Origin of the sequence: Kineococcus esterisolvens (assembly GCF_050871405.1) — a bacterium.
Classification (GTDB): domain Bacteria; phylum Actinomycetota; class Actinomycetes; order Actinomycetales; family Kineococcaceae; genus Kineococcus.
Genome location: NZ_JBJLRI010000001.1, coordinates 116,855 through 140,020 on the forward strand (window position 1 = coordinate 116,855; position 23,166 = coordinate 140,020).

At 76.9% G+C, this 23,166-nt stretch carries 25 protein-coding genes; all 25 read right to left on the bottom strand.

Going from position 1 to position 23,166, the window contains the following annotated elements; all coding sequences use genetic code 11:
- Positions 1–49 precede the first annotated feature (49 nt).
- A complete protein-coding gene (locus tag ACRYR8_RS00535) occupies positions 50–1,165 on the bottom strand; it encodes a prephenate dehydrogenase (RefSeq protein ID WP_432482120.1) in 1,116 nt (371 codons plus the stop codon).
- Between the two features lie 6 nt (positions 1,166–1,171).
- Complete coding sequence (gene aroH, locus ACRYR8_RS00540; RefSeq protein WP_432482210.1) at positions 1,172–1,534, bottom strand: chorismate mutase; 363 nt, start codon at positions 1,532–1,534, stop codon at positions 1,172–1,174.
- Positions 1,535–1,569: 35 nt separating this feature from the next.
- Positions 1,570–2,592, bottom strand: coding sequence for a pseudouridine synthase (locus ACRYR8_RS00545; protein WP_432482121.1), 1,023 nt, complete (start codon positions 2,590–2,592; stop codon positions 1,570–1,572).
- Positions 2,589–3,407 carry an SMC-Scp complex subunit ScpB gene (gene scpB / locus ACRYR8_RS00550; protein ID WP_432482122.1) on the bottom strand — a complete coding sequence of 273 codons (819 nt, stop codon included), beginning with the start codon at positions 3,405–3,407 and terminating at the stop codon, positions 2,589–2,591. The genes ACRYR8_RS00545 and scpB overlap by 4 nt, the downstream gene beginning before the upstream one ends.
- Positions 3,404–4,315: a segregation and condensation protein A gene (locus ACRYR8_RS00555; RefSeq protein ID WP_432482123.1), complete on the bottom strand. Its 912-nt coding sequence runs from the start codon at positions 4,313–4,315 to the stop codon at positions 3,404–3,406. Before ACRYR8_RS00555 ends, scpB begins: the two co-directional genes overlap by 4 nt.
- Positions 4,316–4,401: 86 nt before the next feature.
- Positions 4,402–5,403, bottom strand: a complete 1,002-nt coding sequence (locus tag ACRYR8_RS00560; protein ID WP_432482124.1) for a LysM peptidoglycan-binding domain-containing protein — start codon at positions 5,401–5,403, stop codon at positions 4,402–4,404.
- 76 nt (positions 5,404–5,479) lie between these two features.
- Complete coding sequence (locus tag ACRYR8_RS00565) at positions 5,480–6,643, bottom strand: hypothetical protein (protein WP_432482125.1); 1,164 nt, start codon at positions 6,641–6,643, stop codon at positions 5,480–5,482.
- On the bottom strand, positions 6,643–7,263 hold the full coding sequence (locus ACRYR8_RS00570; protein ID WP_432482126.1) for a hypothetical protein: 621 nt from the start codon (positions 7,261–7,263) through the stop codon (positions 6,643–6,645). Before ACRYR8_RS00570 ends, ACRYR8_RS00565 begins: the two co-directional genes overlap by 1 nt.
- The gene (locus ACRYR8_RS00575) at positions 7,260–7,742 is read right to left on the bottom strand and encodes a pilus assembly protein TadG-related protein (protein ID WP_432482127.1); all 483 of its coding nucleotides are present in this window, start codon (positions 7,740–7,742) and stop codon (positions 7,260–7,262) included. Before ACRYR8_RS00575 ends, ACRYR8_RS00570 begins: the two co-directional genes overlap by 4 nt.
- Positions 7,739–8,155 (bottom strand): TadE/TadG family type IV pilus assembly protein, encoded by a 417-nt coding sequence (locus ACRYR8_RS00580; RefSeq protein ID WP_432482128.1) that lies wholly within the window; start codon positions 8,153–8,155, stop codon positions 7,739–7,741. The genes ACRYR8_RS00575 and ACRYR8_RS00580 overlap by 4 nt, the downstream gene beginning before the upstream one ends.
- Complete coding sequence (locus ACRYR8_RS00585) at positions 8,152–8,553, bottom strand: TadE family protein (protein ID WP_432482129.1); 402 nt, start codon at positions 8,551–8,553, stop codon at positions 8,152–8,154. Before ACRYR8_RS00585 ends, ACRYR8_RS00580 begins: the two co-directional genes overlap by 4 nt.
- Positions 8,550–8,822 carry a hypothetical protein gene (locus ACRYR8_RS00590; protein ID WP_432482130.1) on the bottom strand — a complete coding sequence of 91 codons (273 nt, stop codon included), beginning with the start codon at positions 8,820–8,822 and terminating at the stop codon, positions 8,550–8,552. The genes ACRYR8_RS00585 and ACRYR8_RS00590 overlap by 4 nt, the downstream gene beginning before the upstream one ends.
- Before the next feature lie 65 nt (positions 8,823–8,887).
- Positions 8,888–9,841 (bottom strand): type II secretion system F family protein, encoded by a 954-nt coding sequence (locus ACRYR8_RS00595; protein WP_432482131.1) that lies wholly within the window; start codon positions 9,839–9,841, stop codon positions 8,888–8,890.
- The gene (locus ACRYR8_RS00600) at positions 9,838–10,743 is read right to left on the bottom strand and encodes a type II secretion system F family protein (protein ID WP_432482132.1); all 906 of its coding nucleotides are present in this window, start codon (positions 10,741–10,743) and stop codon (positions 9,838–9,840) included. Before ACRYR8_RS00600 ends, ACRYR8_RS00595 begins: the two co-directional genes overlap by 4 nt.
- A complete protein-coding gene (locus tag ACRYR8_RS00605) occupies positions 10,731–12,038 on the bottom strand; it encodes a TadA family conjugal transfer-associated ATPase (protein ID WP_432482211.1) in 1,308 nt (435 codons plus the stop codon). Before ACRYR8_RS00605 ends, ACRYR8_RS00600 begins: the two co-directional genes overlap by 13 nt.
- 47 nt (positions 12,039–12,085) lie before the next feature.
- Positions 12,086–12,859, bottom strand: a complete 774-nt coding sequence (locus ACRYR8_RS00610; RefSeq protein WP_432482133.1) for a hypothetical protein — start codon at positions 12,857–12,859, stop codon at positions 12,086–12,088.
- A gap of 12 nt (positions 12,860–12,871) precedes the next feature.
- Complete coding sequence (locus ACRYR8_RS00615) at positions 12,872–13,582, bottom strand: SAF domain-containing protein (protein WP_432482134.1); 711 nt, start codon at positions 13,580–13,582, stop codon at positions 12,872–12,874.
- A gap of 276 nt (positions 13,583–13,858) precedes the next feature.
- Positions 13,859–14,725: a ParA family protein gene (locus ACRYR8_RS00620; protein WP_432482212.1), complete on the bottom strand. Its 867-nt coding sequence runs from the start codon at positions 14,723–14,725 to the stop codon at positions 13,859–13,861.
- Positions 14,726–14,985: 260 nt separating this feature from the next.
- Complete coding sequence (xerD, locus tag ACRYR8_RS00625) at positions 14,986–15,984, bottom strand: site-specific tyrosine recombinase XerD (protein WP_432482135.1); 999 nt, start codon at positions 15,982–15,984, stop codon at positions 14,986–14,988.
- A 92-nt stretch (positions 15,985–16,076) separates the two neighbouring features.
- Entirely contained in the window at positions 16,077–16,760 is a 684-nt protein-coding gene (locus tag ACRYR8_RS00630) for an NUDIX domain-containing protein (protein ID WP_432482136.1), read from the bottom strand.
- Positions 16,757–18,505 carry a CTP synthase gene (locus ACRYR8_RS00635; RefSeq protein WP_432482137.1) on the bottom strand — a complete coding sequence of 583 codons (1,749 nt, stop codon included), beginning with the start codon at positions 18,503–18,505 and terminating at the stop codon, positions 16,757–16,759. The genes ACRYR8_RS00630 and ACRYR8_RS00635 overlap by 4 nt, the downstream gene beginning before the upstream one ends.
- 11 nt (positions 18,506–18,516) lie before the next feature.
- Positions 18,517–19,593 (bottom strand): glycosyltransferase family 4 protein, encoded by a 1,077-nt coding sequence (locus ACRYR8_RS00640; RefSeq protein ID WP_432482138.1) that lies wholly within the window; start codon positions 19,591–19,593, stop codon positions 18,517–18,519.
- A 120-nt stretch (positions 19,594–19,713) separates the two neighbouring features.
- The gene (gene murJ, locus ACRYR8_RS00645; RefSeq protein WP_432482139.1) at positions 19,714–21,336 is read right to left on the bottom strand and encodes a murein biosynthesis integral membrane protein MurJ; all 1,623 of its coding nucleotides are present in this window, start codon (positions 21,334–21,336) and stop codon (positions 19,714–19,716) included.
- Entirely contained in the window at positions 21,333–22,175 is an 843-nt protein-coding gene (locus ACRYR8_RS00650; RefSeq protein WP_432482140.1) for a hypothetical protein, read from the bottom strand. Before ACRYR8_RS00650 ends, murJ begins: the two co-directional genes overlap by 4 nt.
- Positions 22,176–22,195: 20 nt before the next feature.
- Positions 22,196–23,158 carry a copper transporter gene (locus tag ACRYR8_RS00655; RefSeq protein WP_432482141.1) on the bottom strand — a complete coding sequence of 321 codons (963 nt, stop codon included), beginning with the start codon at positions 23,156–23,158 and terminating at the stop codon, positions 22,196–22,198.
- Positions 23,159–23,166: the final 8 nt, after the last annotated feature.

Consider the following 23,166-nt stretch of genomic DNA (forward strand, 5'->3'; position numbering starts at 1 on the left):
GCACCGACCCGTGGGCCTCCCCGCGCGCTCCGGCCCCCGCGCGGCAGCCTCAGGACGCCGGCACGGTCCAGCCGCGCGAGCGCAGCGCCTCGGCCAGGGCCTGCGCGGCCGCGGGCAGCACGTCCACCGACGCCAGCGCCACCGCCTGCCCCGGGGAGTGCTCCAGGCGCAGGTCCTCCAGGTTCACCCCGGCGGCACCCACGTCGGCCAGGAGCCGGGCGAGCTCGCCGGGCCTGTCCGGCACCACCACGACGACGGTCGCGTACAGCGCCGGCGCCCCGCCGTGCTTGCCGGGGATGCGGTCGCGCCCCGCCCCGCCGGCGGCGACCACCCGGGCCAGCGCGCCGCGCGCCCCCGGGGCGGCGGGGTCGGCCTGCAGGGCGCGCAACGCGGCGATCACCGCGTCGAGGTCGTCGCGCAGCGCCTCCAGCACGTCGGCGACGGGGCCGGCGTTGGCGGCCAGGATCTGCGCCCACAGCGCCGGGTCGCTGCCGGCGATGCGGGTGACGTCGCGCAGTCCCTGCCCCGCCAGCTGCACGGCCGGCTCGGGCGCCTCGCGCAGCCGCGCCGCCACCAGGCTGGCGGCGACCTGGGGGGCGTGCGAGACCAGCGCCACGGCCTCGTCGTGCTCGGCGGCGGGCATTGCCACCGGCACCCCGCCGCAGTCCACGGCCAGGTCGTGCACGAGCGCCACGGCCCGCCGGTCGGCCGCGGCGGTGGCGGCGATCACCCACGGCCGGCCCGCGAACAGGTCCGCGCGCGCCGACACCGCACCGCCGCGCTCGCGGCCGGCCATCGGGTGCCCGCCGACGTAGCGGCTCAGGTCGGCGCCGGCGGCGCGCAGCGCAGCCAGGGGGCCGCCCTTGACGCTGGCGACGTCGGTCACCACGGCGCCCGGGTGCGCGGCCAGCTCGGCGGCGACCACGTCGGCGACCACGTCGGGCGGCGCCGCCACGAGCACCAGGCGGGGCTCGTCGTCCGGCGCGGGCAGCCGGCCCGCGCCCAGGTCGCGGGCCAGCGCGACGGCGGTGGGCGAGACGTCGCTGAGCACGACGTCCACGCCGCGCAGGGACAGCGCCAGCCCGGCGGAGGCGCCGAGCAGGCCCGTGCCGACCACGCGCACCGTCCCGCCCGTGCGGGCCGGTGCGGCCGCGTCGAGGGTCACCGCGACCTACTGGGCGATGTCGCGGCGCAGGGCCTGGGCACCGCGCAGGTAGACGTGGCGAACCTCCGCGCGCGGACGGGGGGTCTCCACGTGCGCCATGAGGCGGATCACGCGCGGCATCGAACCGTGGATCTCCAGCTCCCGCGCGCACATCAGCGGCACGTCGCCCATGCCGAGCTCGCGCGCGGCCACGGCGGGGAACTCGCTGGTGAGGTCCGAGGTGCAGGTGAACAGGACGCTGATGAAGTCGTCCAGGGACAGCTCGTTCAGGCGGACCACCTCCGAGACGAGCTCACGCGTCGCGGCCAGCACGACCTCGCGCTCGTCGACGTCCACCTGCACCGCACCCCGCACCGCCCGCACCGACACGGCGCTCACGGTACCGAGGTCACCCGGCCCGCCCGTCACAGCCCCACTGCGGCCATGAGCTGCTGGACCTCGCCGCGGGTCAGGCGCCGGTTCTTGCCGGGTTTGAGGTCGCCGAGGACCAGCGGGCCCATCTGGGTGCGCACGAGCTTGAGCACCGGGTACCCCTCGGCGTCCAGCAGGCGGCGCACGACGTGCTTGCGCCCCTCGTGCAGGACCACCTCGACCAGCGCGTAGCCGGGCTTGGAGTCCACCAGGCGGAAGGAGTCCACCGTCACGGGACCGTCCTCGAGCTCCACGCCGGCGCGCAGGTTCTTGCCCAGGTCTCGCTTGACGGGCCCGCGCACCTCGGCGAGGTACGTCTTCTGCACGCCGAAGGAGGGGTGCTGCAGGCGGTGCGCGAGCGCCCCGTCGTTGGTCAGCAGGATCAGGCCCTCGGTGTCCAGGTCCAGGCGGCCCACGTGGAAGAGGCGCTCCTCGCGCGGGCCGACCATGTCGGCCAGGTTCAGCCGGTCCTGCTCGTCGAACATCGTGGAGACCACGCCCTTGGGCTTGTTCACCGCGATGTAGACGAGCTGGTCGTCCACGGAGAAGCGCAGGCCGTCGACGTGCACGACCTGGCGGGCGGGGTCGATGCGCACACCCAGCTCGGTGACGACCTGGTCGTCGACGGTGACGCGACCGGCGGTGATCATCTCCTCGCAGGCGCGGCGCGACCCGGCACCGGCCTGGGCGAGGAACTTCTGCAGGCGCACGCCCTCGGGGTCGTGCACGTCGCCGCCCCGGCCCGGCGCGACGGGCCCGGGACCGCGGCGCGGCGGCGTGGGCGCCGGCTTGATGTCGTCGGTCATGCGGCGGGCGGCGCCGCGGCCGGCCGAGCGCTTGCCGGGCTGGTCGCCGGGGCGCTTGCCGAACTTGCCGCCGGACTTCCCGCCGGCTCCGCTCCTGCCGCCCGTTCCGGCACCGCCCGAGCCGGGACGGCCGCCGCGGCCCTGGGCGGGACGGCCGCCTGTGCCGCCCTGGCGGCGGTTGCCGCCCCCTCGGGGCGCGGTGGGGCTCATCGTGGTTCCTCCTGCTGGTCGTCGGGCGCCGCGGGGGCCGCCGCTGCGGCCGCCGGCACCGCCTCGTCGGCGGCGCTCGCGCGCACGGCACCATCATCCCCCACGACGGCAGGCTCGCCGACCGAGCCGACCGAGCCGACCGAGCCGGCCGAGCCGACCGAGCCGGCCGAGCCGGCCGAGCCGGCCGAGCCGGCCGAGCCGACCGAGCCGACCGGCGCGCCCGGCTCGGCGGCGAGGACCTCGCGCGGCTCCAGGTCCTCCGGGTCGACGTCCTCGGGCAGGAACGGCGCCAGCGGCGGCAGGTCCTCCAGCCGTTCCAGCCCCATCCGCTGCAGGAACTCGTCCGTCGTGCGGTAGAGGGTGGCACCGCTGGTGGCCTCCACCCCCGCCTCGGTGACCAGTCCGCGGGTCAGCAGGGTGCGCATGACGCCGTCGACGGACACCCCGCGCACGGCGGAGACGCGCGCCCGGCTGACGGGCTGGCGGTACGCGACGATCGCGAGGGTCTCCAGCGCGGCCTGGGTCAGCTTGGCGGTCTGCCCGTCCAGCAGGAATGCCTCCACGACGTCGGCGTGCTCGGCGCGCGAGTACACGCGCCACCCGCCGCCGCCCTCGCGCAGCTCGAACCCGCGGCCGGCCTCCTCGTACTCCCCGGCGAGCTCGCGCAGCAGCAGGTCGACCTCGTCGGTCGACTCGCCGGTGGCGCGGGCCAGGGCCGCGGCCGTGACGGGCTCGTCGGCGACCATGAGCACCGCCTCGACCGCGGCGCGGACCCGGCGCCCCTCGTCCGTGTGCTCGTCCGTGTGCTCGCTCACCGCTCTCCCCCCGGCGCGGCGTCCGCGCCCTCGAACTCGTCGACGCCCGCGGGCACCGGCGTCGCGGCCGCGGCGCCGTCGGAGGCGTCCGCGTCCCAGCGCACCGTGAGCGTGCCCAGCGCCTCCGGCTGCTCCAGGCGCACCCGCCGCTCCCGGAACAGCTCCAGGACGGCGAGGAACCGGGCGACCACCACGAGGGTGCCCAGGTCCCCCTCCCCGGCGTCGGCGGCGATCTCGGCGAACGTCATGCTCCCGCTGCGGCGCAGGCGCTCCACCACGAGGGCGGCCTGCTCGCGCACGCTGACCGCGCTGGCGTGCAGGTGGTCCAGGCCCACCACGGGCACCGGCCTGGGCGTGAGGGCGCGCGCGGCGACCGCCGCGAACTGCTCGGGGCTGACGGTCAGCACCAGCTCGGGCAGCAGCCGCTCGAAGTGGGGTTCCACCGCCACCGCCCGCGGCACCCGGCGCGAGGCCAGTGCGAACCGCTCGGCCAGCACGGCGGCGACCTGCTTGTAGGCGCGGTACTGCAGCAGCCGGGCGAACAGAAGGTCCCGGGCCTCCAGCAGCGCCAGGTCCTCGGGGTCCTCCACGTCGGCGGCCGGCAGCAACCGGGCGGCCTTGAGGTCCAGCAGGGTCGCGGCCACGACGAGGAACTCGCTGGCCTCGTCCAGGTCCCAGTCGCCCCCGCCCGCCGAGGCCGCGCGCAGGTGCGCGATGAAGTCGTCGGTCACCCTCGCCAGCGAGACCTCGGTGACGTCGAGCCGGTGCTTGGTGATGAGCCCCAGCAGCAGGTCGAAGGGACCGGAGAAGTTGTCCAGGCGGACCTCGAAGCCACCACCGTGGGCACCGCGCTCGGGCGCGCCGGGGACCACGGGCCCGGGGACGTTCTCGGGGACGCTGGCCGGCACGGCCCCACGGTACCGACTCGGGCGCGCGGGCCCGGCCGCGCAGCGCGGGGACGCCGCGGTCCAGGGGTCCTCGGGGCGGCAGGAGGTCACCGGTGCCCGGGAGCGGCGCCGTCGGCACCCGTCGCGGGGGTCCACGCCGGGTCGGCGGCCGGGCCGGCGACGACGCCCCCAGCGGGGTCGCCGGCCGGGTGGGCGGTCCGCGGGGCGGGCACCGCGCCGACCGCGTCCGCCGGCAGGAGCAGCACCCAGCCGGGTCTGACGAGGTCGGCGTCGACGAGGCGCGCGCCGTCGGGCTGGAGCCGGTCGGCGTTCAGCTCGAAGATCTCGCGGTAGCGCAGCGGGTCGCCCAGGGTCCGCTCGGCGATGTCCCACAGGCAGTCGTGGTGGCGCCCCTCGGGCGGCTGCACGACGTGGGTGAGCGGGGCGCCCGCAGCCGCGACGGTGGTCGGCTCGGCGGCCGCGGGGTGCGGGGTCGGCACCCACCCCGCGGCGAGCCCGGGCGCGGTCCCGGCGACGGGGTCGGCGACGGGGTCGGCGGCGCGGGCCGCTCCCGCCTCGCCCGTCGCCGTCGGAACCGCCGTGGGACCTGCCGTGGAACCCGTGCCGGTCGCGCCCCCGGTGGCGGGCGTGAGCGCGACGGTCCCGGGAGCGGTGGCGGCGGACGCCGGCGGCACCCAGGCGGCGCCCGCCGTGAGCAGGAGCGCCGTGGCCACGAGCCGCTGGGCGAGCAGGCGGTTCGCGCCGCCGAGGCGTGGGCGTCCGCCGCCGCCGCGCGCCCACGCGGTGAGCTCCGCGAGCACGCACAGGGCGAAGTGAGCCCACGCCAGCCACAGGACGACCGCGAGGACGTCCACGACGGCGGACGCCGTCAGCTCGGCGTCGAGCCACGACCGCGCCGGGCCGGTGGCCGGGAGCGGGTTCCCCACCAGCGCCACGAGGGCCGCGGGCACGCCGACGAGCACGGCGAGCAGGACGGCGGCCGCCGCCGCGGCGCGCAGCAGCTCCAGGCGCCGCGCTCTCGCCGACAGCGCGCGCCGCGGCAGTCGCGCCGGGGCGGGGCGGGGACCCGGGAGGGTGGAGGTGGCCATGGTTCCTCGTGTTCTGGGTGTTCCGGGCGTTCTCGGACGGTGACCCGCCGGCACTCCCGCGGGGCGGGGTGGCCGGTCAGGGGGCCAGCGGCACCACGAGGGTCTGCACCTCGGTGACGCGCAGACCCGTCTCCGTCGGCAGCTCGACGACGTGGAAGGGGCGCCAGGTGGCGCCGGCGTCCTCGCTCACCTCGATGCGCCAGGTCTCGGTGGCGTGCACGGTGAAGTTGTCCGGGGCAGCGCCGAAGCCGCTGCCCGCGGAGGTGTGCCGGTAGGCGTGCGAACAGGTGCGGGGGCCGCTGCGCACGCGGGCTCCGGCTGCGATCCGGTCGCCCGCGCCCTCGCAGCGCACGGGCCGGCTGCCGGGTTCGCCGGGGTCCACCTCGAGCTCCTGCACGACGGCGCGCATCCGCACGCGCCCGGCCCCGAGGGGCCGCGGGTCCTGCGGGGCCCCGCGGGAGAACGCGACGGTCTGCCCGACGCGCGGCGTGGTGGACGGGGAGGTCACCACGCCCCGGGTCTGGATCCGCCCGTGCCGTTCCTGGGCGAGTTCCACGTACGCCTGCTGACCGGGCGTGAGCTCGTCCCAGAAGGGGCAGCGCGCGGGGTCGTCCGGGGAGGTGACGACGGTGGACGGCGAGAACCGCAGGTTCCACGAGGGGACCCCGGTGCGAGGGTTCGGCGCCGGCACGAGGGTCACCTGCTGGAACTCCTGCGGCGGAGCCGGTTCGGGGGACGGCGCGGGCGCGGGTGCGGTGGTGGGGGCCGTGGGCGCGGCGGTGGGCTGGGCGGTGGGTTGCGCGGTGGGTTGCGCGGTGGGTTGCGCGGTGGGCGTGGTCGGCTCCGGCACCGGCACGGCGAGCAGGCGCACCGCGGGGTCGGCACCGGGCGCGGTGGCCGGCCGGGTGGGGGCGGAGGCGTCCGGGGCGCCGGGGTCCTGCAGCCAGCAGGTGGGCGGCGGCGCGCCCCGCAGCAGGTCGAGGAAACCGGTGGCCCGCCGCGCGCTGCCGGCGCATCGCACGGAGTACGTGCCCGACGACGTGGCCCGCGTCAGGCAGGACCCGGCGGTGCCCTCCACGCTGCCCGGGGCGGGCGCGGCCAGCAACCGGGCCGCACCGGCCTCCGCGGCGTCGGCGGCGTCGGCGGGCAGGGGCAGGACGAGGAGCGGCAGGACGAGGAGCGCCGACGCGGCCACCTCGAGGGCGGCCCGTCGCCGGCGCGCCCGGTGGGTGAGGACCATCAGAACCGTTCCTCCCGCACCTGGTCCGCCGCGCACGTCTCACCCGTGGCGGCCACGTCGTCCACGAGCCAGCGCTCACCGGCGCGCACCACCACGGCCGTGGCCCGCCCGTAGCGCGCCGCGTTCAGCGGCAGGCCGGTGGCCCGGTCCACCTGCCAGCCCCGGTCCTGGAGGCACAGCAGCAGCTCGACGCGGTCCCCGGCGGTGCGGGTGCTGCCGAGCACCCCGACCGGGTAGGGGCCGGGCATCTCGTCGCCGAGGTTCGCCTCCAGCAGCGGCAGTGCCCACGTGCGCGCCGACGCTGTGAGGGTGGCCGTGAAGGCCGGCAGCGCGGCGGGGTCGCTCTGCCGGGCGTTGACGGCGATGGCCTGCTGGAGCAGGTACTCGCGCAACGCCACGACGGCGGGATCGGCGCCCCGGGGGTCCTCAGGTGGGTCCGTGCCGCGGGCCTGCGGGGGGAACGGGTCACCCTCCGGGGCGGGGACGGCGGGAGTGCGCGCTCCGGGGGCCGCGCTGGGCGGCGCCACCGTGGACGCGGGGCCGGTGCAGGCGGCCAGCGAGACCCCCAGGGCAGCGGCCGGCAGCAGCGCGGCCGCTGCCCTTCCTCGTGCGTGGCTCACTCAGCGTCCTCCTCGTCGGTGCCCTCGAAGGGGCGGGCGCGGCCGTCGCCGCCGGCGCGCAGTTCACGGATACCGACGATGCCCAGCAGCGTCGCGGGGACGACGACGTCCACGTGGGCCTCGACGACGATGCGCCTGCCCCGCGGGTCCCCCTGGGCGGTGGTTCCGCGGAAGCACTCCCCGTCCGCGACCACCGGGCCGCCCGAGCGCGCGGCGGAGCGGCAGTAGGCGTTGACCCGGTCGGCGACCTGCTGCTCCGGCAGGAGCCGCAGGTCGGGCGCGTCGAGCTCGATGGCGGCCGCACCGGCGCGCGCCGCCTCCTCGGCGTAGGCGATGGCCCGGGAACGGGCGGTCAGCTGCCGGGAGGCGTCGACGACGAGCCCGGCCAGCAGCAGCAGGACCAGGGCCAGCACCGGCACGGCCGGGGCGATGGAGCCGTCGTCGCGGCGGAGCGGCGCAGACGCCGGGAGGGCGGTCACGACACCTCCCGGTTCGGGTCGAGGGGGCTGGAGAAGGTGGAGCGGACGGTGACGCTGCCGGGGAACCCCGGCAGTCCCAGGTCGGCGAGCGAGTACGTGCAGCGGGCGCTGACGGTCACCGCGACGCCGGGGACGAAGCGCTCGACGGGGTCCACGACCACCGAGTCCGCGCAGTCCCCGGGCCCGACGGCGGTCCGGACCACCTCCCCGGAGCGCCGTCGGGCATCGTCGGCGGAACGGGACTGCGTGGCCGTGCGGGCCGCGTCGCGCACGCCCGCGTCGAGCGTCGCCGACACCTGGGCGACGCGTGCGTACGCCAGCAGCAGCGCCACGAGCAGCAGGAGCACCGGCGCCACGAGCGTGAACTCCAGCGCCACGCTGCCGGAGTCGTCCCGCCTCGGACGGCCCCTCACCGCACCCCCTCGAAGCGTTCCACCGTGCCGACAGCCCGCTGCGTCGTGGTCAGGTCCAGGCCGGGCACCAGGCTGATCACCCGGCCGGAGACCTCCACACCCACCCGGCGGGCCTCCGGCTGCCACGAGGTGCGGACCTGCGGGTGGAGCAGCGACTCGCGCCCGAGGGTCCCGGCGAACCGGCGCACGTGCTCCTCGACCTCGGCCTGGGCCGCGTGGGCGGACTGCTGGTCGGGCAGGACGCGCAACTGGGCGACGCCCTCTCGGGCCGCCTCCAGCGCCACAGAGCGCCCGTAGGCCCACAACCCCACCTGGACGGCGAAGAACACCAGCAGGAGGAACACCGGCGCGATGAACGCCACCTCCAGCGCGGCGGACCCCTCGTCGCGGCGTTTCACCGGTCGGCGCCGACAGCGGCGCCCCCACCGGCGCACGCAGAACCCACGGCGACGTTCGCGCACTCCGCCAGGTCGGCCCCCTTCTGCTGCACGATGTTGAAGACCACGCCGCCGATGACGGAAGCGGCCACGACGACGACCGCGGCGATGATCGCCCACTCCAGGGCCGAGGCCCCGGCGTCACGGCCGGACGCGGCGGCGCGCCGGGCGCGTGCGCGTGCGCGGACCAGGGCAGGCAGCCGAACGAGGGACGAGGCGTCGAGGAACACAGTTTTCTCCTTGTCAGAGGTCTTCGGTGGTCGGGGGTACCCGGCCGGGCGGACGCGTGGGTCCGTCAGGAACTGCCGAGCAGGTTCGACACGGCGGGGAAGGCGAGGAACACCATGAACGCCGTGCAGAGCAGCAACTGGGCGACGAGCATCGACTGGGACTTCTCGCCCGCCTCGCCCTCCACGTCCGCCATGTCGCGCCGGCGCACCGTCGCCGCGCGAGCCGCGAGCGAGGCGCGGATCTTCGCACCGTCGTCGGCGGCCAGCACCAGGGCTCCCGCGAGGTCGGTGAGCTCGGCCACCGCCAGCTCCTCGCCGAGGCCACCGAGGGCGTCCCACGGGTTCTCCCCCAGCAGCCGCGCGTTCGCCAGCGCCTGGCGGATGCGCACCAGCGCCCAGTAGTCGCTGACCGAGGCGGAACTCAGCAGCGCCTCCGGCAGACCACGACCACCGGCGAGGTTCATCGCCACCAGGTCGCAGAACACGCCGACGACGCGGCGGAAGTCGCGGCGACGCCTCTCCGCGTCCGAGCGCAGCGCCAGATCGGGGACCGTGAAGCCCAGGCCGCCGAGCACGAGCGCCAGCGACAGCGGAACCCCCGACGGCAGCGGAACCCCGGACACCCGCAGGACGGCCCAGCACACCGGCGCCAGCAGCAGCAGGAGCAGGCCTGCGATCACCTTCGCGGCCAGGAACTCCCCGGTGCCGCGCCCCAGGACGGCCAGGTCGGCGCGGGTGCGGCGCAGCCGCCAGCCCCGCTCGGCGCTGAGCACCTCGAGCCGGTCGCCGAGCGCGCGCACGAGACGGCCGACCGCGCTGGACGACCCCAGCAGCCCGCGGTCCGGTGCGGCCGACGCCGCCGCCTCGGCCGCGCTGAGCAGCCGCCGGCGCGCGGAACGGCGCAGGCCGTCGTGGCGGGCGACCTGGACGGCCAGCGACGGGTGCGGGCGCAGCAGCACCGCGAGCACCAGCAGCAGCCCGGCGCCGCAGGCGGCCCCCGTGAGCAGCGCGAGCGTCACCGCGCCACCGCCCTCGCCGTCCCCGGTGCCACGAGGAACCTCTCGTGGGTCTCGACGTGGGCCAGCCGGCGCAGCCACAGCAGGCTGACCAGCAGGACCGCTCCCACGACGAGCAGCGCGAACTGCCCGGTCACCGTGGAGTACGGGGCCACGTACGGGCGGTTGAACACCGCCAGCGAACCCATGACGCCCAGCACGATGAGCAGCACGATCTGCACGCTGCGGCGGATGCTCCGCCGGCCGGCCTCGATGCGCCGCCGCACGTCCAGCTCCTCGCGCGTGGAGGCCGCCAGGGCGGTCAGCACGTCGCGCAGTCCCGGGCCGCGCAAGCGCGCGTTGAGCACCAGGGCCGCGCACACCACGTCGGCGCTGGGGTCGTCGACGTCGCCGGCGAAGCGCACCAGAGCCTCCGCGAGCGGCTCGCGGACGCGCAGCCGGTCCACCAGCAGGTTCAGGGAGGGACGCAGCACCGGCGCGGACGTGCCCGCCGTGGCAGGGATGGCCTGTTCCAGTCCGATCGCACCGGCGATGGTGTCGCGCAACGACTCCGTCCACGTCGCCAGCGCCTCCAGCCGCGCGACGCCCCGGTCCGCCTCCGCGCCGGCCCCGAAGAGCCGGTCCCAGCAGACCACGAGCAGGCCGATCCCCGCCGCCGCCACCAGCCAGCGGGTGAGCACGAGGGTCAGCACACCGGCCCCCGCGCCGAGCAGCACGCGGCGGCTGACGTGCGGCGCCCACCACCGCGGGGACGGCCGGCCGGAGGGGCCGGGAACCCCGCCCACCGCACCGACGACGAGCGCCAGGACCCCGGCACCGGCCGCCCCGGCGGCCAGCGCGGCGAGCACCTCGGGCGGCAGCACCGCCAGGACCGGGGAACCCCCCGTGCCCATCAGGCCTCCCACCGGTCCACCACGGGCGCCGACCAGCCGGCCGCCTCCAGGTCCGCCGCGCACTGCACGGGGGCGTGCGCGCGCGCGACGCCGTCCGGGCCCGTCAGGAAGACCTCCGAGGACAGCACCCTGCCGTCCACCCCGGTCACCTCCCGCACGCTGGCAACGACGCGTCGCAGGCCACCGCCGGCGTGGTACGTGTTCTGCTTGTCGAGGAACACCACGAAGTCCACCGCGCCCGCGATGAGCATGTGGCTGGCCTCCACCGGCAGGTGTTCCTGGGCCTGCAGCGCGTACGTGGCGATGCGGTTGAAGACCTCCGCGGAGGAGTTCGCGTGGATCGTCGACAGGGATCCGTCGTTGCCCTGGCTCATCGCGTTGAGCATCGTGACGATCTCGTCGCCGAGGACCTCCCCGACGATGACTCGACCGGGGTTCATGCGCAGCGAGCGGCGCACGAGCTCGGCCATGCCGACCCCGCCCACTCCCTCGGAGTTCGGCAGCCGCTCCTCGAACGCGACGGCGTTCGGATGCGCCTCGGCGTCCTGGTCGAGCCCCAGCTCCAGCGCGCGCTCGACGGTGATGATCCGCTCGTGCGGACCGATCTCGGCCGCCAGCGCGCGCAGCAGCGTCGTCTTCCCGGAGTTCGTCGAACCCGAGATCATGATGTTCTTCCGGGCGCGCACCGCTGCCCGCAGGAAACCCGCCAGGTCCTCGTCCATCGACCCGGCCGCCACGAGGTCCGCCAGCCTGGCCCGTGCCAGACGCGCACGGCGGATGCTCAGCGCAGGCCGCTGGCACACGCCCATCACGGCCGACAGGCGCGAACCGTCCGGCAGCCGCAGGTCCAGCTGCGGGTTCGCCGCGTCGAAGGGCCGGCTCGTCAGGCCGACGTTCGCGGCGAGGACCTGCACCAGTTCCACGAGGTCCTCGTCGGACTCCGCGACCGGCTCGTGCAGCTCCTCGCGGCCGTCCGCGTAACTCACGAAGACGCGGTCGAACCCGTTGACGTCGACGTTCTCGACGTCCGGGTCCTCCAGCAGCGGCTGCAGGCGGCCGACACCGAACAGCGCCGCACCGATCGCCGCGGCGACGGCCTCCTCCGCCGCCGGCGACAGCGGTGGACGGCCGGTCTCGACCTCGCCGCGGGCGTGGTCCTCCAGCACCTGGACCACGAGGGAACGCGCGAACTGGCGCTCGTCGGCGCCGGACATCGGCGCGCGCCCCGCGGCGTCGTCGCGGCGGCGCTGCGCGGACAGCCGCTCGGCCACCTGGCCGCGCAGCCGCCGCACGAGGTCGTGGTCCACCCCGGGCGCGCCGGCTCGCGGCAGGGGCACTCCCCGGGCCTGCACGCTCACGCGGCCTCCCGGTGGTACCCGGCGGCCGCAGCCGCCAGCGCCGCCACCACACCCCGCCCGGCCCGCACCAGCGCGGTGCGCTCGGGACGGGCGGTGCGCGCACCGTCGAAGACGCGGGCCCCGGCGGTGTCCATCGGCAGGCGGCCGAAGTCCTCCACCCGGTCACCGGCCGCACGCACGACCTCGGCGGCCTGGTCGCCGTCGCCGCGGCGGGGGTCGCCGACGACGAGCACGCCCGTGCGCGGCAGGAGGCCGTCGGCACGGCGCAGCACCGTCCCCAGCGCGGCCAGCCGCTCGCGGGCGTGCAGCACGGAGGCCACGTCGTCGCGCAGGACGAGGACCACCACGTCCGAGGCGCGCAGCAGCGACAGGTGGACGGGCTCGGTGGTCACGCGCCCGGCGTCGACGACGACGTCCGTGCCGGTCGCGCCCAGGCCCGCGGCCGCCGAGGCCAGCGCCGGCCAGCTGCCGGCGGCGGCACCCGCCTGCTCGGGACGCGTCAGCCCGCACACCACGGCCGTCCCACCGGCCGCCGGCTGGGCCCCGTCGAGCAGCTGCTGCGGACCCAGGCCCCGGCGCGCCGACGTCAGCAGCGGCAGCAGACCCCGCTCGGCGTCCAGGACACCGCCGGCAGCGCCGGGCAGGCGGGCGGCGACGTCCCCGCCGGCGGGGTCCGCGTCCAGCACGAGGACGTCCCGAGGCCACAGGGCCGCCACCAGCAGCGCGGCCGTGGTCGCCCCCGGCGACCCCTTCGCGGACAGGAAGGACACGATCGCCACCGCTCAGCCCGCCACGAGGTCGACGTCCGGACGGGTCCCCTCCGCCACCCGGGCGACGGCCACCTGCCCGGCCGCGGCGGCGGCCACCACGGCCGCCGAGCGCTCCGCCGGCACCAGCAGCGAGATCGCGTCCGAGCCCGAGGCGCCGTCTGCACCCGCAGCGACCACACGGGCCGCCGTCAGCAGGACCGCACCCGCGGGATCACCCGTGATCGTGGCGCCGCCGTCCTCGGCGACGACGAAGGCGCGCACCACGTCACCCGGGCGCAGCGCCTCGCTGGGCCGCTGCTGCGGGCCGAGGACCACGCCCACGACGGCCGCGTCGGTGGGCACGACACCGCCGCCCAGGAACATGGTCCGGTTCAGCAGCGTGTCGGCGGGGATGCGGCCGGTGGCGTGGGTCCCGACGAAGTTCCCGATCGCCTCGGCCGGAACGACAGCGGCGCCGTCGGCGGCGACGCGCGCCACCCGCAGGTCCTCCGCCTCGATCCGCGCGCCGGGGTCGATGTCGTGGCGAGCGACGAGCACGTCCACGCGGTCCCCGCTGCGGTGCACCACCAGGGCGCTGCCGAGCGCACCACCGACGACCAGGACCAGGCCGAGGGCCAGGAGCGCGGGGCGGCGTTCGCGCGTGGGGGCGGGCACGCGCCGGGCACCGGGGTCCGGGGCCGGAGCGGGCGCGCCGGAGCGGGACCGGGCTGCGGTGGGGGGCATGCCTCGACGCTCGCACGACCGGACGCCTCCACCGGTCACGGCGAGCCACCCGTTCCGCCGACCGGAGCAGGGCCGTCACCCGTGCTGCTCACAGCACCCGCTCAACGGTGAGCGCATCGGGTGACGCCCCGCCGACCCGTCAGCGCCGTCCCACCCCGCCCCCGGAACCGCGCTCCCGCGGCCCGACCGCCGGTCCGTCCCCCTCCCCGGTGGCGGGAGAACCGTTCACCGCGCCCCGCAACGGCTCCCCGCCGCCGATGCCGGGTCGTGCACCGCTCAGACCGCGTCCCCGCGGGCGACGAGCTCGCGCGCCAGCTGCCGGTACGCCTCCGCACCCGGGTGGTTGCCGGCGTACACCGTGATGGGCTCCGCGGCGACCGTCGCGTCCGGGAACTTCACCGTGCGCCCGATCACCGTGTGGAACACGTCGTCGCCGAAGGCGTCGACCACGCGCGCGACGACCTCGCGGCTGTGCAGGGTGCGGCCGTCGTACATCGTCGCGAGGATCCCGTCGATCTCCAGGACCGGGTTCAACCGCTCCTGGACCTTCTCGATCGTCTCCACCAGCAGCGCCACCCCGCGCAGCGCGAAGAACTCGCACTCCAGGGGGATCAGCACCCCGTGCGAGGCGGTCAGGGCGTTGACCGTCAGCAGTCCCAGCGAGGGCTGGCAGTCGATGAGCACCACGTCGTAGTCGCCCAGCACCGGGCGCAGCGCCCGCGCCAGCACGCTCTCGCGGGCCACCTCCCCGACCAGCTGCACCTCCGCCGCCGACAGGTCGATGTTCGCCGGCAGCAGGTCCAGCCCCTCCACGGCCGTCTCGCGGATCACCTCGCGCACGTCGGTGCCCGGCTCCATCAGCAGCTGGTAGACGGTGCGCTCCAGCTCGTGCGAGTTCACGCCCAGGCCCGCCGACAAGGCGCCCTGCGGGTCGAAGTCCACCAGCAGCACCCGGCGGCCGTACTCGGCCAGGGCGGCGCCCAGGTTGATCGTCGTGGTGGTCTTGCCCACCCCGCCCTTCTGGTTGCACATCGAGATGACCCGCGCGGGACCGTGCTGCTGCAGCGGGGCGGGCACCGGGAAGGCCGGCGTCGGCCGGCCCGTCGGGCCCGCCTGCGGACCCAGTTCGATCTCGCCCTGCACGTCGCGCCCGTCGGCCGGCGCAGTGCCGGGGACCGGGGATCCGGCCGGCGCGCCCGCCGGAGCCTGCACCGGGGCCTCGCTCCCCGGCACGACCCCACCGGGCAGCGGCGCCCCCGCCGGCGCACCCGCCGCACCGGGCACCGGCGGGATCGAGGGGGCGGGCGTCGGGAACTCGCTGGTCACTGGCGTGGCACTTCCTCGTCTCGGGCGGTGCTCCGCGCCCCGCAGAGCGGTCGCGCAGGTGCGCTGGCGCGACGACCTTAGTCCGCCGCGGGCGGTGGCCGGTGCGCACGGGGGTGGGTCTCGGCGTGCACCTCCCGCAGCGAGTCCGCCGTCACCAGCGTGTAGACCTGCGTCGTGGCCACCGAGGCGTGGCCCAGCAGCTCCTGGACCACCCGCACGTCGGCGCCACCGCGCAGCAGGTGGGTGGCGAAGGAGTGCCGCAGGGTGTGCGGGGAGACGGCGCGCGCGATGCCGGCCCGGCCGGCCGTGGCCTGCAGCACCGCCCACGCGCTCTGCCGCGACAGGCGTGCACCACGGGTGTTGAGGAAGAGCGCCGCCGTTCCCCGCCCGTGCGCGGCGAGCTCGGGGCGGGCGCGGACCAGGTACTGCTCCAGCGCCCGGCGGGCGTAGGAGCCCAGCGGGACCACGCGCTCCTTGGCGCCCTTGCCGCGCAGGCGCACCACGCCGCTCTCACCGAGCACCTGCGGGGACGCGTCGTCGACGTCGAGCCCGACGGCCTCGCTGATGCGCGCCCCGCTGCCGTACAGCACTTCCAGCAGTGCCCGGTCCCGCAGCGCCACGGGACCGTCCCCGGCACCCGCCACGTCCAGCAGCCGGGCGACCTCCTCCACCGTCAGCGCCGCGGGCAGCCGTCGCGGCGGCGCCGGGGGGCGCACCAGCGAGGCCGGGTCGGCGCCGCTGCGCCCCTCCGCGTGCAGGAAGCGGTGCCAGCCGCGCACGGCCGAGGCGGCACGGGCCGCCGAGCTCGCCGTCAGGGCGGCCCCGCCGTCGGCGCCGGTGCGCAACGCCACCACGAAGGCGCTGACCGTCGCCTCGTCCACGGCCGCCGGATCCTCCACCCCGCGCGCCGCCAGGAAGCGCAGGTAGCGCTGCAGGTCGCGCCGGTAGGCCCCCAGCGTGTTCTCCGACAAGCCCCGCTCGACCTGCAGGTGGCCGAGGTAGTCCCGAAGCTCACCGATGAGCCGCCCGGCCGGTTCCCGCACGTCGGCGGGCGTCGCGGGGGTCACGGGCGGCACCCTCGCGACACTAGGGCAGCGACCCGCGCGCAGTGGGCAACGGCACGGCGCGGCGCGGCGGCGAAGCTCACCGACCGCGCCGCGCGAGGTGCTCACCGGCGCAGCAGGTCCCCCGGCCACGGCTCGTCCGCCGGACGCAGCGTCGCGAAGCCGGCCGCCTGCGCGGCCTGCAGCGCCAGCACGCCGATGACGGTGCCCGGGTTGTGCAGCCGGCCCTCGAGCACCGCGCGCACCGCCTCCTCCAGCGGCACCCGCACCGGCACGAGGTCGCGCTCCTCGTCCTCGCGGTCGTGCCGCTCGGCCTCGGGCACCGCCGACAGGCCGCGCGCCAGGTAGATGCGGTTGGCCTCGCTGGAGCCGCCCGGGGAGTTGAACCAGTCGACGACGACCGCCCAGTCGGCCGCCACCAGGTCGGCCTCCTCGGCCAGCTCGCGCTGCGCGGCCCGGAGCGGGGGCTCCCCGCCGACGTCCAGCAGTCCCGCCGGCAGCTCCCACAGCTCCCGACGCACGGGGTGGCGGTACTGCTTGAGCAGCAGCACGTTCCCGTCGTCGTCCAGCGCGAGGATCGTCACCGCACCCGGGTGCCGCTGCACGTCGCGCGTCACCGCGGAGGCGCCGCCGTCGGCGTCCGGCAGTTCCACCTCCTCGCGCACCACGTCCCACACGTGACCGGTGAAGACCACCTCGCTGGAGCGCAGGGCACGCTGCACCGGGGTGTCGGCGAGCTGCCCGCCGGCCACCACCGGCACGCCCAGCTCCTCGGGGAACCCGTTCACGCCGTCACGTCCGACAGCTCCACGCCCTCGCCCGCCGGCGCGGTGCGCTCCGCGGCGTGCTCCTCCGCCGGTTCCGGGTCCACGTCCAGCAGCTGCTCCTCGCGCTGGCGCTTCAGGGCCGCCGCCACCAGGCCGGAGAACAGCGGGTGGGAGCGGGTCGGGCGCGACTTGAACTCCGGGTGCGCCTGGGTGGCGACGTAGTACGGGTGCACGTCCGCCGGCAGCTCCACGAACTCGACCAGCTCCCGGTCCGGGGACAAGCCCGAGAACACCATGCCGGCGCGCTCCAGCTGCTCGCGGTAGGCGTTGTTCACCTCGTAGCGGTGCCGGTGGCGCTCGGAGATCCGCTCGCTGCCGTAGGTGGAGGCCACGACGGACCCCGGCTGCAGCACCGCCTCGTAGGAACCGAGCCGCATGGTGCCGCCCATGTCCCCGGCGCCGGCCACGATGTGCTTCTGCTCGTCCATCGTGGCGATGACCGGGTGCTCGGCGTCCGGTTCGAACTCCGTGGAGCTGGCACCGGCCAGGCCCGCCACGTCGCGGGCGTACTCGATCACCATGCACTGCAGGCCCAGGCACAGGCCCAGGGTCGGGACGCCGTTCTCCCGCGCCCAGCGCAGCGCACCGAGCTTGCCCTCGATGCCGCGCACGCCGAAGCCGCCCGGCACGCAGATCGCGTCCACGTCGCGCAACTGGCGGCGCGCGCCCTCCTGGGTCTCGCAGTCGTCCGCCGCGACCCAGCGGATGTCCACCTTGGCGTCCTCGGCGAAGCCGCCGGCGCGCAGCGCCTCGGTGACCGACAGGTACGCGTCGGGCAGGTCGATGTACTTGCCCACGAGGGCGACCTCGACGCGCCGGCGCGGGGAGTGCACCCGGCGCAGCAGCTCGTCCCACGTCGTCCAGTCCACGTCCCGGAACGACAGGTTCAGCTTGCGCACGAGGTAGGCGTCCAGCCCCTCGCGGTGCAGCACCTTGGGGATGTCGTAGATCGACGGGGCGTCCACACAGGCCACGACGGCCTCGGCGTCCACGTCGCACATCGAGGCGATCTTGCGCTTGACGCCCTCGGGGATCTCCCGGTCGGAACGGCACACGATCGCGTCGGGCTGGATGCCGATGCTGCGCAGCGCCGCGACCGAGTGCTGCGTGGGCTTGGTCTTCAGCTCGCCGCTGGGCCCGATGTAGGGCACCAGCGAGACGTGCACGAAGAAGACGTTGTCGCGGCCCAGGCGCTGGCGCACCTGACGGGCCGCCTCGAGGAACGGCTGGGACTCGATGTCGCCGACCGTGCCGCCGACCTCGGTGATGATCACGTCGATGTCGTCGCGCGCCTGCGCGCGCATGCGGTCGACGATCTCGTTGGTGATGTGCGGGATGACCTGGACCGTGTCGCCCAGGTACTCCCCGCGCCGCTCCTTGGCGATCACCGAGGAGTACACCTGGCCGGTCGTCACGTTCGCCGACGCGTCGAAGCGCACGTCGAGGAAGCGCTCGTAGTGGCCGATGTCCAGGTCCGTCTCGGCACCGTCGTCGGTGACGAACACCTCACCGTGCTGGAACGGGTTCATGGTGCCCGGGTCCACGTTGAGGTACGGGTCGAGCTTCTGCATCGCCACGCGCAGGCCGCGCGCACGGAGCAGGCGACCGAGGCTGGAGGCCGTCAGGCCCTTCCCCAGGGAGGAGGCCACCCCCCCGGTGACGAAGACGTGCTGGGTGGGGGACTCGGGGTTGCTGCGGTTCGCCACGGACTTCGAGGTTACCCGACGTCGGGAGCACCTCGGGCCAGCCTCCGCGCCGAGGCGTGCACCGCGGCCACCTGCGCCAGGGCGTCGGCGGCGCGGGGCAGCTCCGCGGCGCGCTCGCGGGCGCGTCCGGCGCGCTCGCGGCGCAGCCCGGGATCGGCCAGGAGGGCGTCGAGGGCCGCCGCCAGCGCGGCCGCGTCACCCACCGGCACCAGGTCGGCGGCCGGCCCGGTGACCTCCGCGGTGCCCCCGGCGTCGGTGGCCACCACGGGCACGCCGGCCCGCAGCGCCTCCTGCAGGAACACCGGCTGCCCCTCCCAGGTGCTGGCGCTGACGGCCACGTCGGCGGAGGCCAGCAGGTCCGGGACGTCGTCGCGGGACCCGAGCAGCCGCACGGGCAACGCGCGCGCCGCGATGCGCCCGGCCAGCGCGGGGCGCAGCGGCCCGTCACCGGCCACCAGGACGCGAGCGGGCTGCCGCAGCAGCCCGGCCGCCTCCAGGAGCACGTCCAGCCCCTTCTGCGGCGCCAGCCGGGCCACGGCCAGCACCACCGGCTCCCCCGGCGGCAGCACCGGCTCCCCCGGCCGCAGGACCGGCGCCGGCACCAGCGCCCGCTCCACCCGCCGGGCGCCCGCCGCTCGGGCCTGCCCGACCAGGTCCTGCGAGACCGCGAGGACGGCGTCGGCGGCCCGGCAGACCGCGTCCTGCACGGCCCGCCCCAGCCGGGCCCGTGCCCCGCCGCCCAGGACGGCGTTGTGCAGCGTCACCACCAGCCCGGGGCGCGGGCGCAGCGAGCGCACCGCCAGCGCCGCGACCAGACCTGCCCGCACGCCGTGCGCGTGCACCACCGCGCCCCGCGCCGAGGGCGCGCGCAGCGCCCGCCGCAGCGCCCGGGCCGCACCCAGGTCGCGCACCGGGTCCAGCGAGGCGCCGATCGGCACAGCGGTCGTGGCGGCGGCGAAGGCGAACCTGTCGAGCGTGTCGCGGGGCGCCGCCACGTGCACCCGCACCCCCTCGGAGGCCAGCCCCGCGCACAGCTCCGCGACGTGCCGCCCGACACCGCCCGCGCTCGTGGCGAGCACGAACACCACCGCACCACGGTCCGCAGCGCCGCTCGCCACATCGAGCCCGTCCACCACGCCGCCCCTCGCCACCACGCCGTCCCTCCCGCCTCGTCCAGCCCGGCCCTGGCCCCGACCGCACCACCCCGCTCAGGAGCGGTGCCGCACCCGCTCCGCGAACCCGGTCAGCAGCCGCAGGTCGGCCGGCACCAGGACCCGGGCGCTGAGCCCCCACACCACGCCCGCCACCACCGCGGCCAGGGCCCCGGCGACGACCGCGCCCACCAGCCCCCCGGCGTCCAGCACCCCGGGCACCACCGCGCCCGCCGCGGCTCCGGCCGCCGCGGCCAGCACCGCCGCCCCGAGCACGCGGGGCACGCCGGTCAAGGCGCCGTCGCCCGCGGCGCGGTGGGCGGCGCGCAACAGCAGCCCACCCGCGACGGTGAGCCCGACGGCGTGCGCGGCGGCGAGCGCCGTCACCACGCGGTCCGCCGGCAGCAGGGCCGCTCCCCCGAGCATCCCCGCTAGCACCACCGCCCACCCCGCCACCGTTCCGCCCGCCGCCGCGCGGCCGGCCCCCAGCGCGTACAGGGACCGGGTGAGCAGAGCCGTCAGGCCGTACCCGAGCAGAGCCGGCGCGAACACCACCAGAGCCAGGGACAGGTCCTCGGTGCGCCCCGAGCCCACCCGGCCGACCACGAAGACGGTCGCGACGGGCACCGCGGTGGCCGCCAGGACCGCGGCCCCCAGCGAGCTGACCAGCAGGACCGTGCGCACCGACCGCGCCAGCAGGGAGGCGAACGCCTCCCTCGCCCCCTCCTCGGCCGCGCGGGCCAGCCGGGGGAACACCGCCGTGGCCACCGGCACCGCCAGCACCGCGTACGGGAGCAGGAACAGCGCCCAGGCGTAGGTCCAGCGGTTCACCGCACCCGGGGCGGCACCGTTGCTCAGCAGGATCACGGCCACCGACACCACCTGCTGCGCCAGCAGCACCGCCAGCCCCGCCAGGGCCAGCGAGCGCAGCCTGGGCCAGTCCCCCGGCGCGGGGCGCAGCGCCGGGCGCCACCGCACCCCCGAGCGCAGCGCCGGGGCGTGGGCGGCTACCAGCGCGACGACCCCCAGGGTCGTGCCACCGGCGAGCACCGCCACCGCCACCGCCGGCACGTCCCGCAGCCCTTCGCGCACCACGGCGGCGGGCACCAGCGCCCCCACCAGCAGGTAGGCCAGACCCACCACCAGGCTCGAGACCAGCGGCGCAGCGGCGGGAGCGGTGAAGCGTTGCTGGGCCTGCAGCGCACCCGCCAGCACGACCGCCACCGCGTACAGGGGAACCTGCGGCAGGAACACCCACAGCATGAGGACCCCCGTGCCGAGCGGATCGCCCCCGCACTGCCCGGCCGAGGTGTCCCGCAGCAACAGGTCCATCAACGGTCGGGCCAGCAGGGCCGTCGCCGCGGCGAGGACGGTTAGCAGCAGCACGCTCCACGTCAGGGCGGCCGAGGCCGTCCGCGAAGCCGCAGCCCGGTCCGCCGGATCGTCCGACGCCAGCCGCGCCGACAGCAGCGGCACGAGCACACCGGCCAGGGCACCGCCGGCGACGACCTCGAACAGCACGTTGGGCACCTGGTTGGCCGTGGTGTAGACGGTCCCCAGGCACGTGTCGCCGACGGTCTGGGAGAAGGCCAGGAGCCGGCCGAAGCCGGCCAGGCGCGCGGCGACGGTGAGCACGGCGACCGAGGCGGCGGCGGCGGCGATCGACCGCGCGCCCCTCACGGCCGCCCGAGCCGGTCCAGCTCCCGCAGCAGCGGGGACGCCTCGATGACCCGGCTGAAGCTCACCTTCTCCGAGGCCAGGGTCAGGGCCGTGACCACGCCGAGCGCCACGGAGCGTCCCGGGCGTCCCCAGCGGGCCAGGCCGGCCGTGCCGAGCAGCGCACCCAGGGCGTTGGCGCCCGTGTCACCGAGCATGCTGCGCCCCGCCAGGTCACCGGGCAGCACCGCGAAGGCCGCACCGGCGGCGGCGGCCGCCGCCGGGCGCGCCCGCCGGGCCCCGGAGCTGCCGGGGGCCCCGGTGGCCAGCCCCGCGGCGAGGACGACGGTCAGCTTGGCGGCCCGGCCCGGTCGCAGGTCGAACAGGTTCAGCAGGTTGGCGCTGCCGGCCACCAGCGCGGCGGCGAGCGCCGCATCGGCCAGTTCCGACGCCCGGCGCGGAGGGCGCGGTGCCACCAGCACAGCACAGGCCGCGCCCGTGGCTGCCAGGCCCAGAACCTTCAGCGCACCGGTGGTCAGCTGGCCGCGGCGCAGCGCAGCGAGGTGACCGGCCAGCCCCCGGGCCCCCGCTTCCCGCTCGCCCCGGCGCTCGGCGAGGTCGTCGACGGCCCCGAACGCCCCGGCACCGAGGGTCGCCACGACTGCGGCCCGCCCCCACGGCGGGGTGCCGAACGCTGCCGCAGCGCCGGCCGCGAGCGCGGCCGCCGGACCCTCCAGCATCGTGACGACGTCACCTCGGTGGTTGTTCCTCTCCCAGCGCCCGGCACCGCCCGGGGGGTGCTCGGGGAGCCACCGGGTCAGGGAGCGGCCGGCGCGGACGGCGATCGCGGCTGCTGCGGTCACCCGCGCAGCGTCGCCCGCGCTCACGGCGCCGCCGCCGGCAACGGCGGGCTGACCGACGTCGCGGAGGGTGCGGTGCCGTAGTGCCCGGAGCGGCCCGCGAGCTGCTCGCGCAGCGCGAGCACCACGTTGACGCGTCCCATGGCGGTGTCCAGGTCGTCCACGGTGCTGACCTGCTCGGCGACCTCGTCGCCGGAACGCACCACGGCGACGGCCGCCCGGGCCTCCGCCGACTCCGTGGGACCGGCCACCACGGCACCGGCCGACAGGTCGTCGAGCTGGTCCGCCAGCGCCTCCCAGGCCGCCGCGTCGAGCTCGGCACGGTCGTCGCTGGCGTCCGGGTCGGCCGCACCGGTGACGAGCAGGGCCAGGGTGGCGCGCTGCTCGACCTGCCCCTCGACCTCGACCAGGCCGGCGTCCGTCAGTGCGGTCAGCAGGTCGGCCCGCGCCGGGTCGGCGACGACGGTCTGGGCCAGGTCGCCGGTCACCAGGCCGCTGGCCAGGGCGGTGGCCAGGACCACGTGCGGGGTGGCGTCCGCGACCGCGGCACCACCGGCGAGCTGGGGAGCGAGCTCGGCCGCGAGGGCCTTGCGCTCGGCCTGCTGCGCCTCGGCGGTCCAGTCGTCCTGCACGGTCACGCGCGCGGGCACGGTGGCTCCCGCGCTCCGCAGCACGTCCACGACCGCGTCGGTCTGGCTGGAGTCGGCGCCGGGGAGCTCCACGACCACGACGGCCCGTCCACCGAGCTGGCGCTCCACGACGGCGGGGGCGACGACCTCGGCCCAGGCGTCCTGCGCCTCGCCGGCGGCCAGCGCCTCGTCCCGCTCGGCGCGCAACTGCTCCTTCTCCTCGGTCAGCTGGCGCACCTGGTCGGTGATCCCCGTGGAGATGCCCTCGTTGAGGGGGCCGGCACCGAGGACGATGCCGACGGCCAGAGCCAGGAACACCGACACCAGCGAGACCACGTGGTACCGGAAGTCGATCACTGCGCGTC

Bases quoted from the DNA above. Each gene is read 5' to 3' on its own strand.
- ACRYR8_RS00545 (WP_432482121.1), bottom strand. From the start codon at position 2,592: ATGAGCCCCACCGCGCCCCGAGGGGGCGGCAACCGCCGCCAGGGCGGC.
- ACRYR8_RS00560 (WP_432482124.1), bottom strand. From the start codon at position 5,403: ATGGCCACCTCCACCCTCCCGGGTCCCCGCCCCGCCCCGGCGCGACTG.
- ACRYR8_RS00565 (WP_432482125.1), bottom strand. From the start codon at position 6,643: ATGGTCCTCACCCACCGGGCGCGCCGGCGACGGGCCGCCCTCGAGGTG.
- ACRYR8_RS00615 (WP_432482134.1), bottom strand. From the start codon at position 13,582: ATGCCCCCCACCGCAGCCCGGTCCCGCTCCGGCGCGCCCGCTCCGGCC.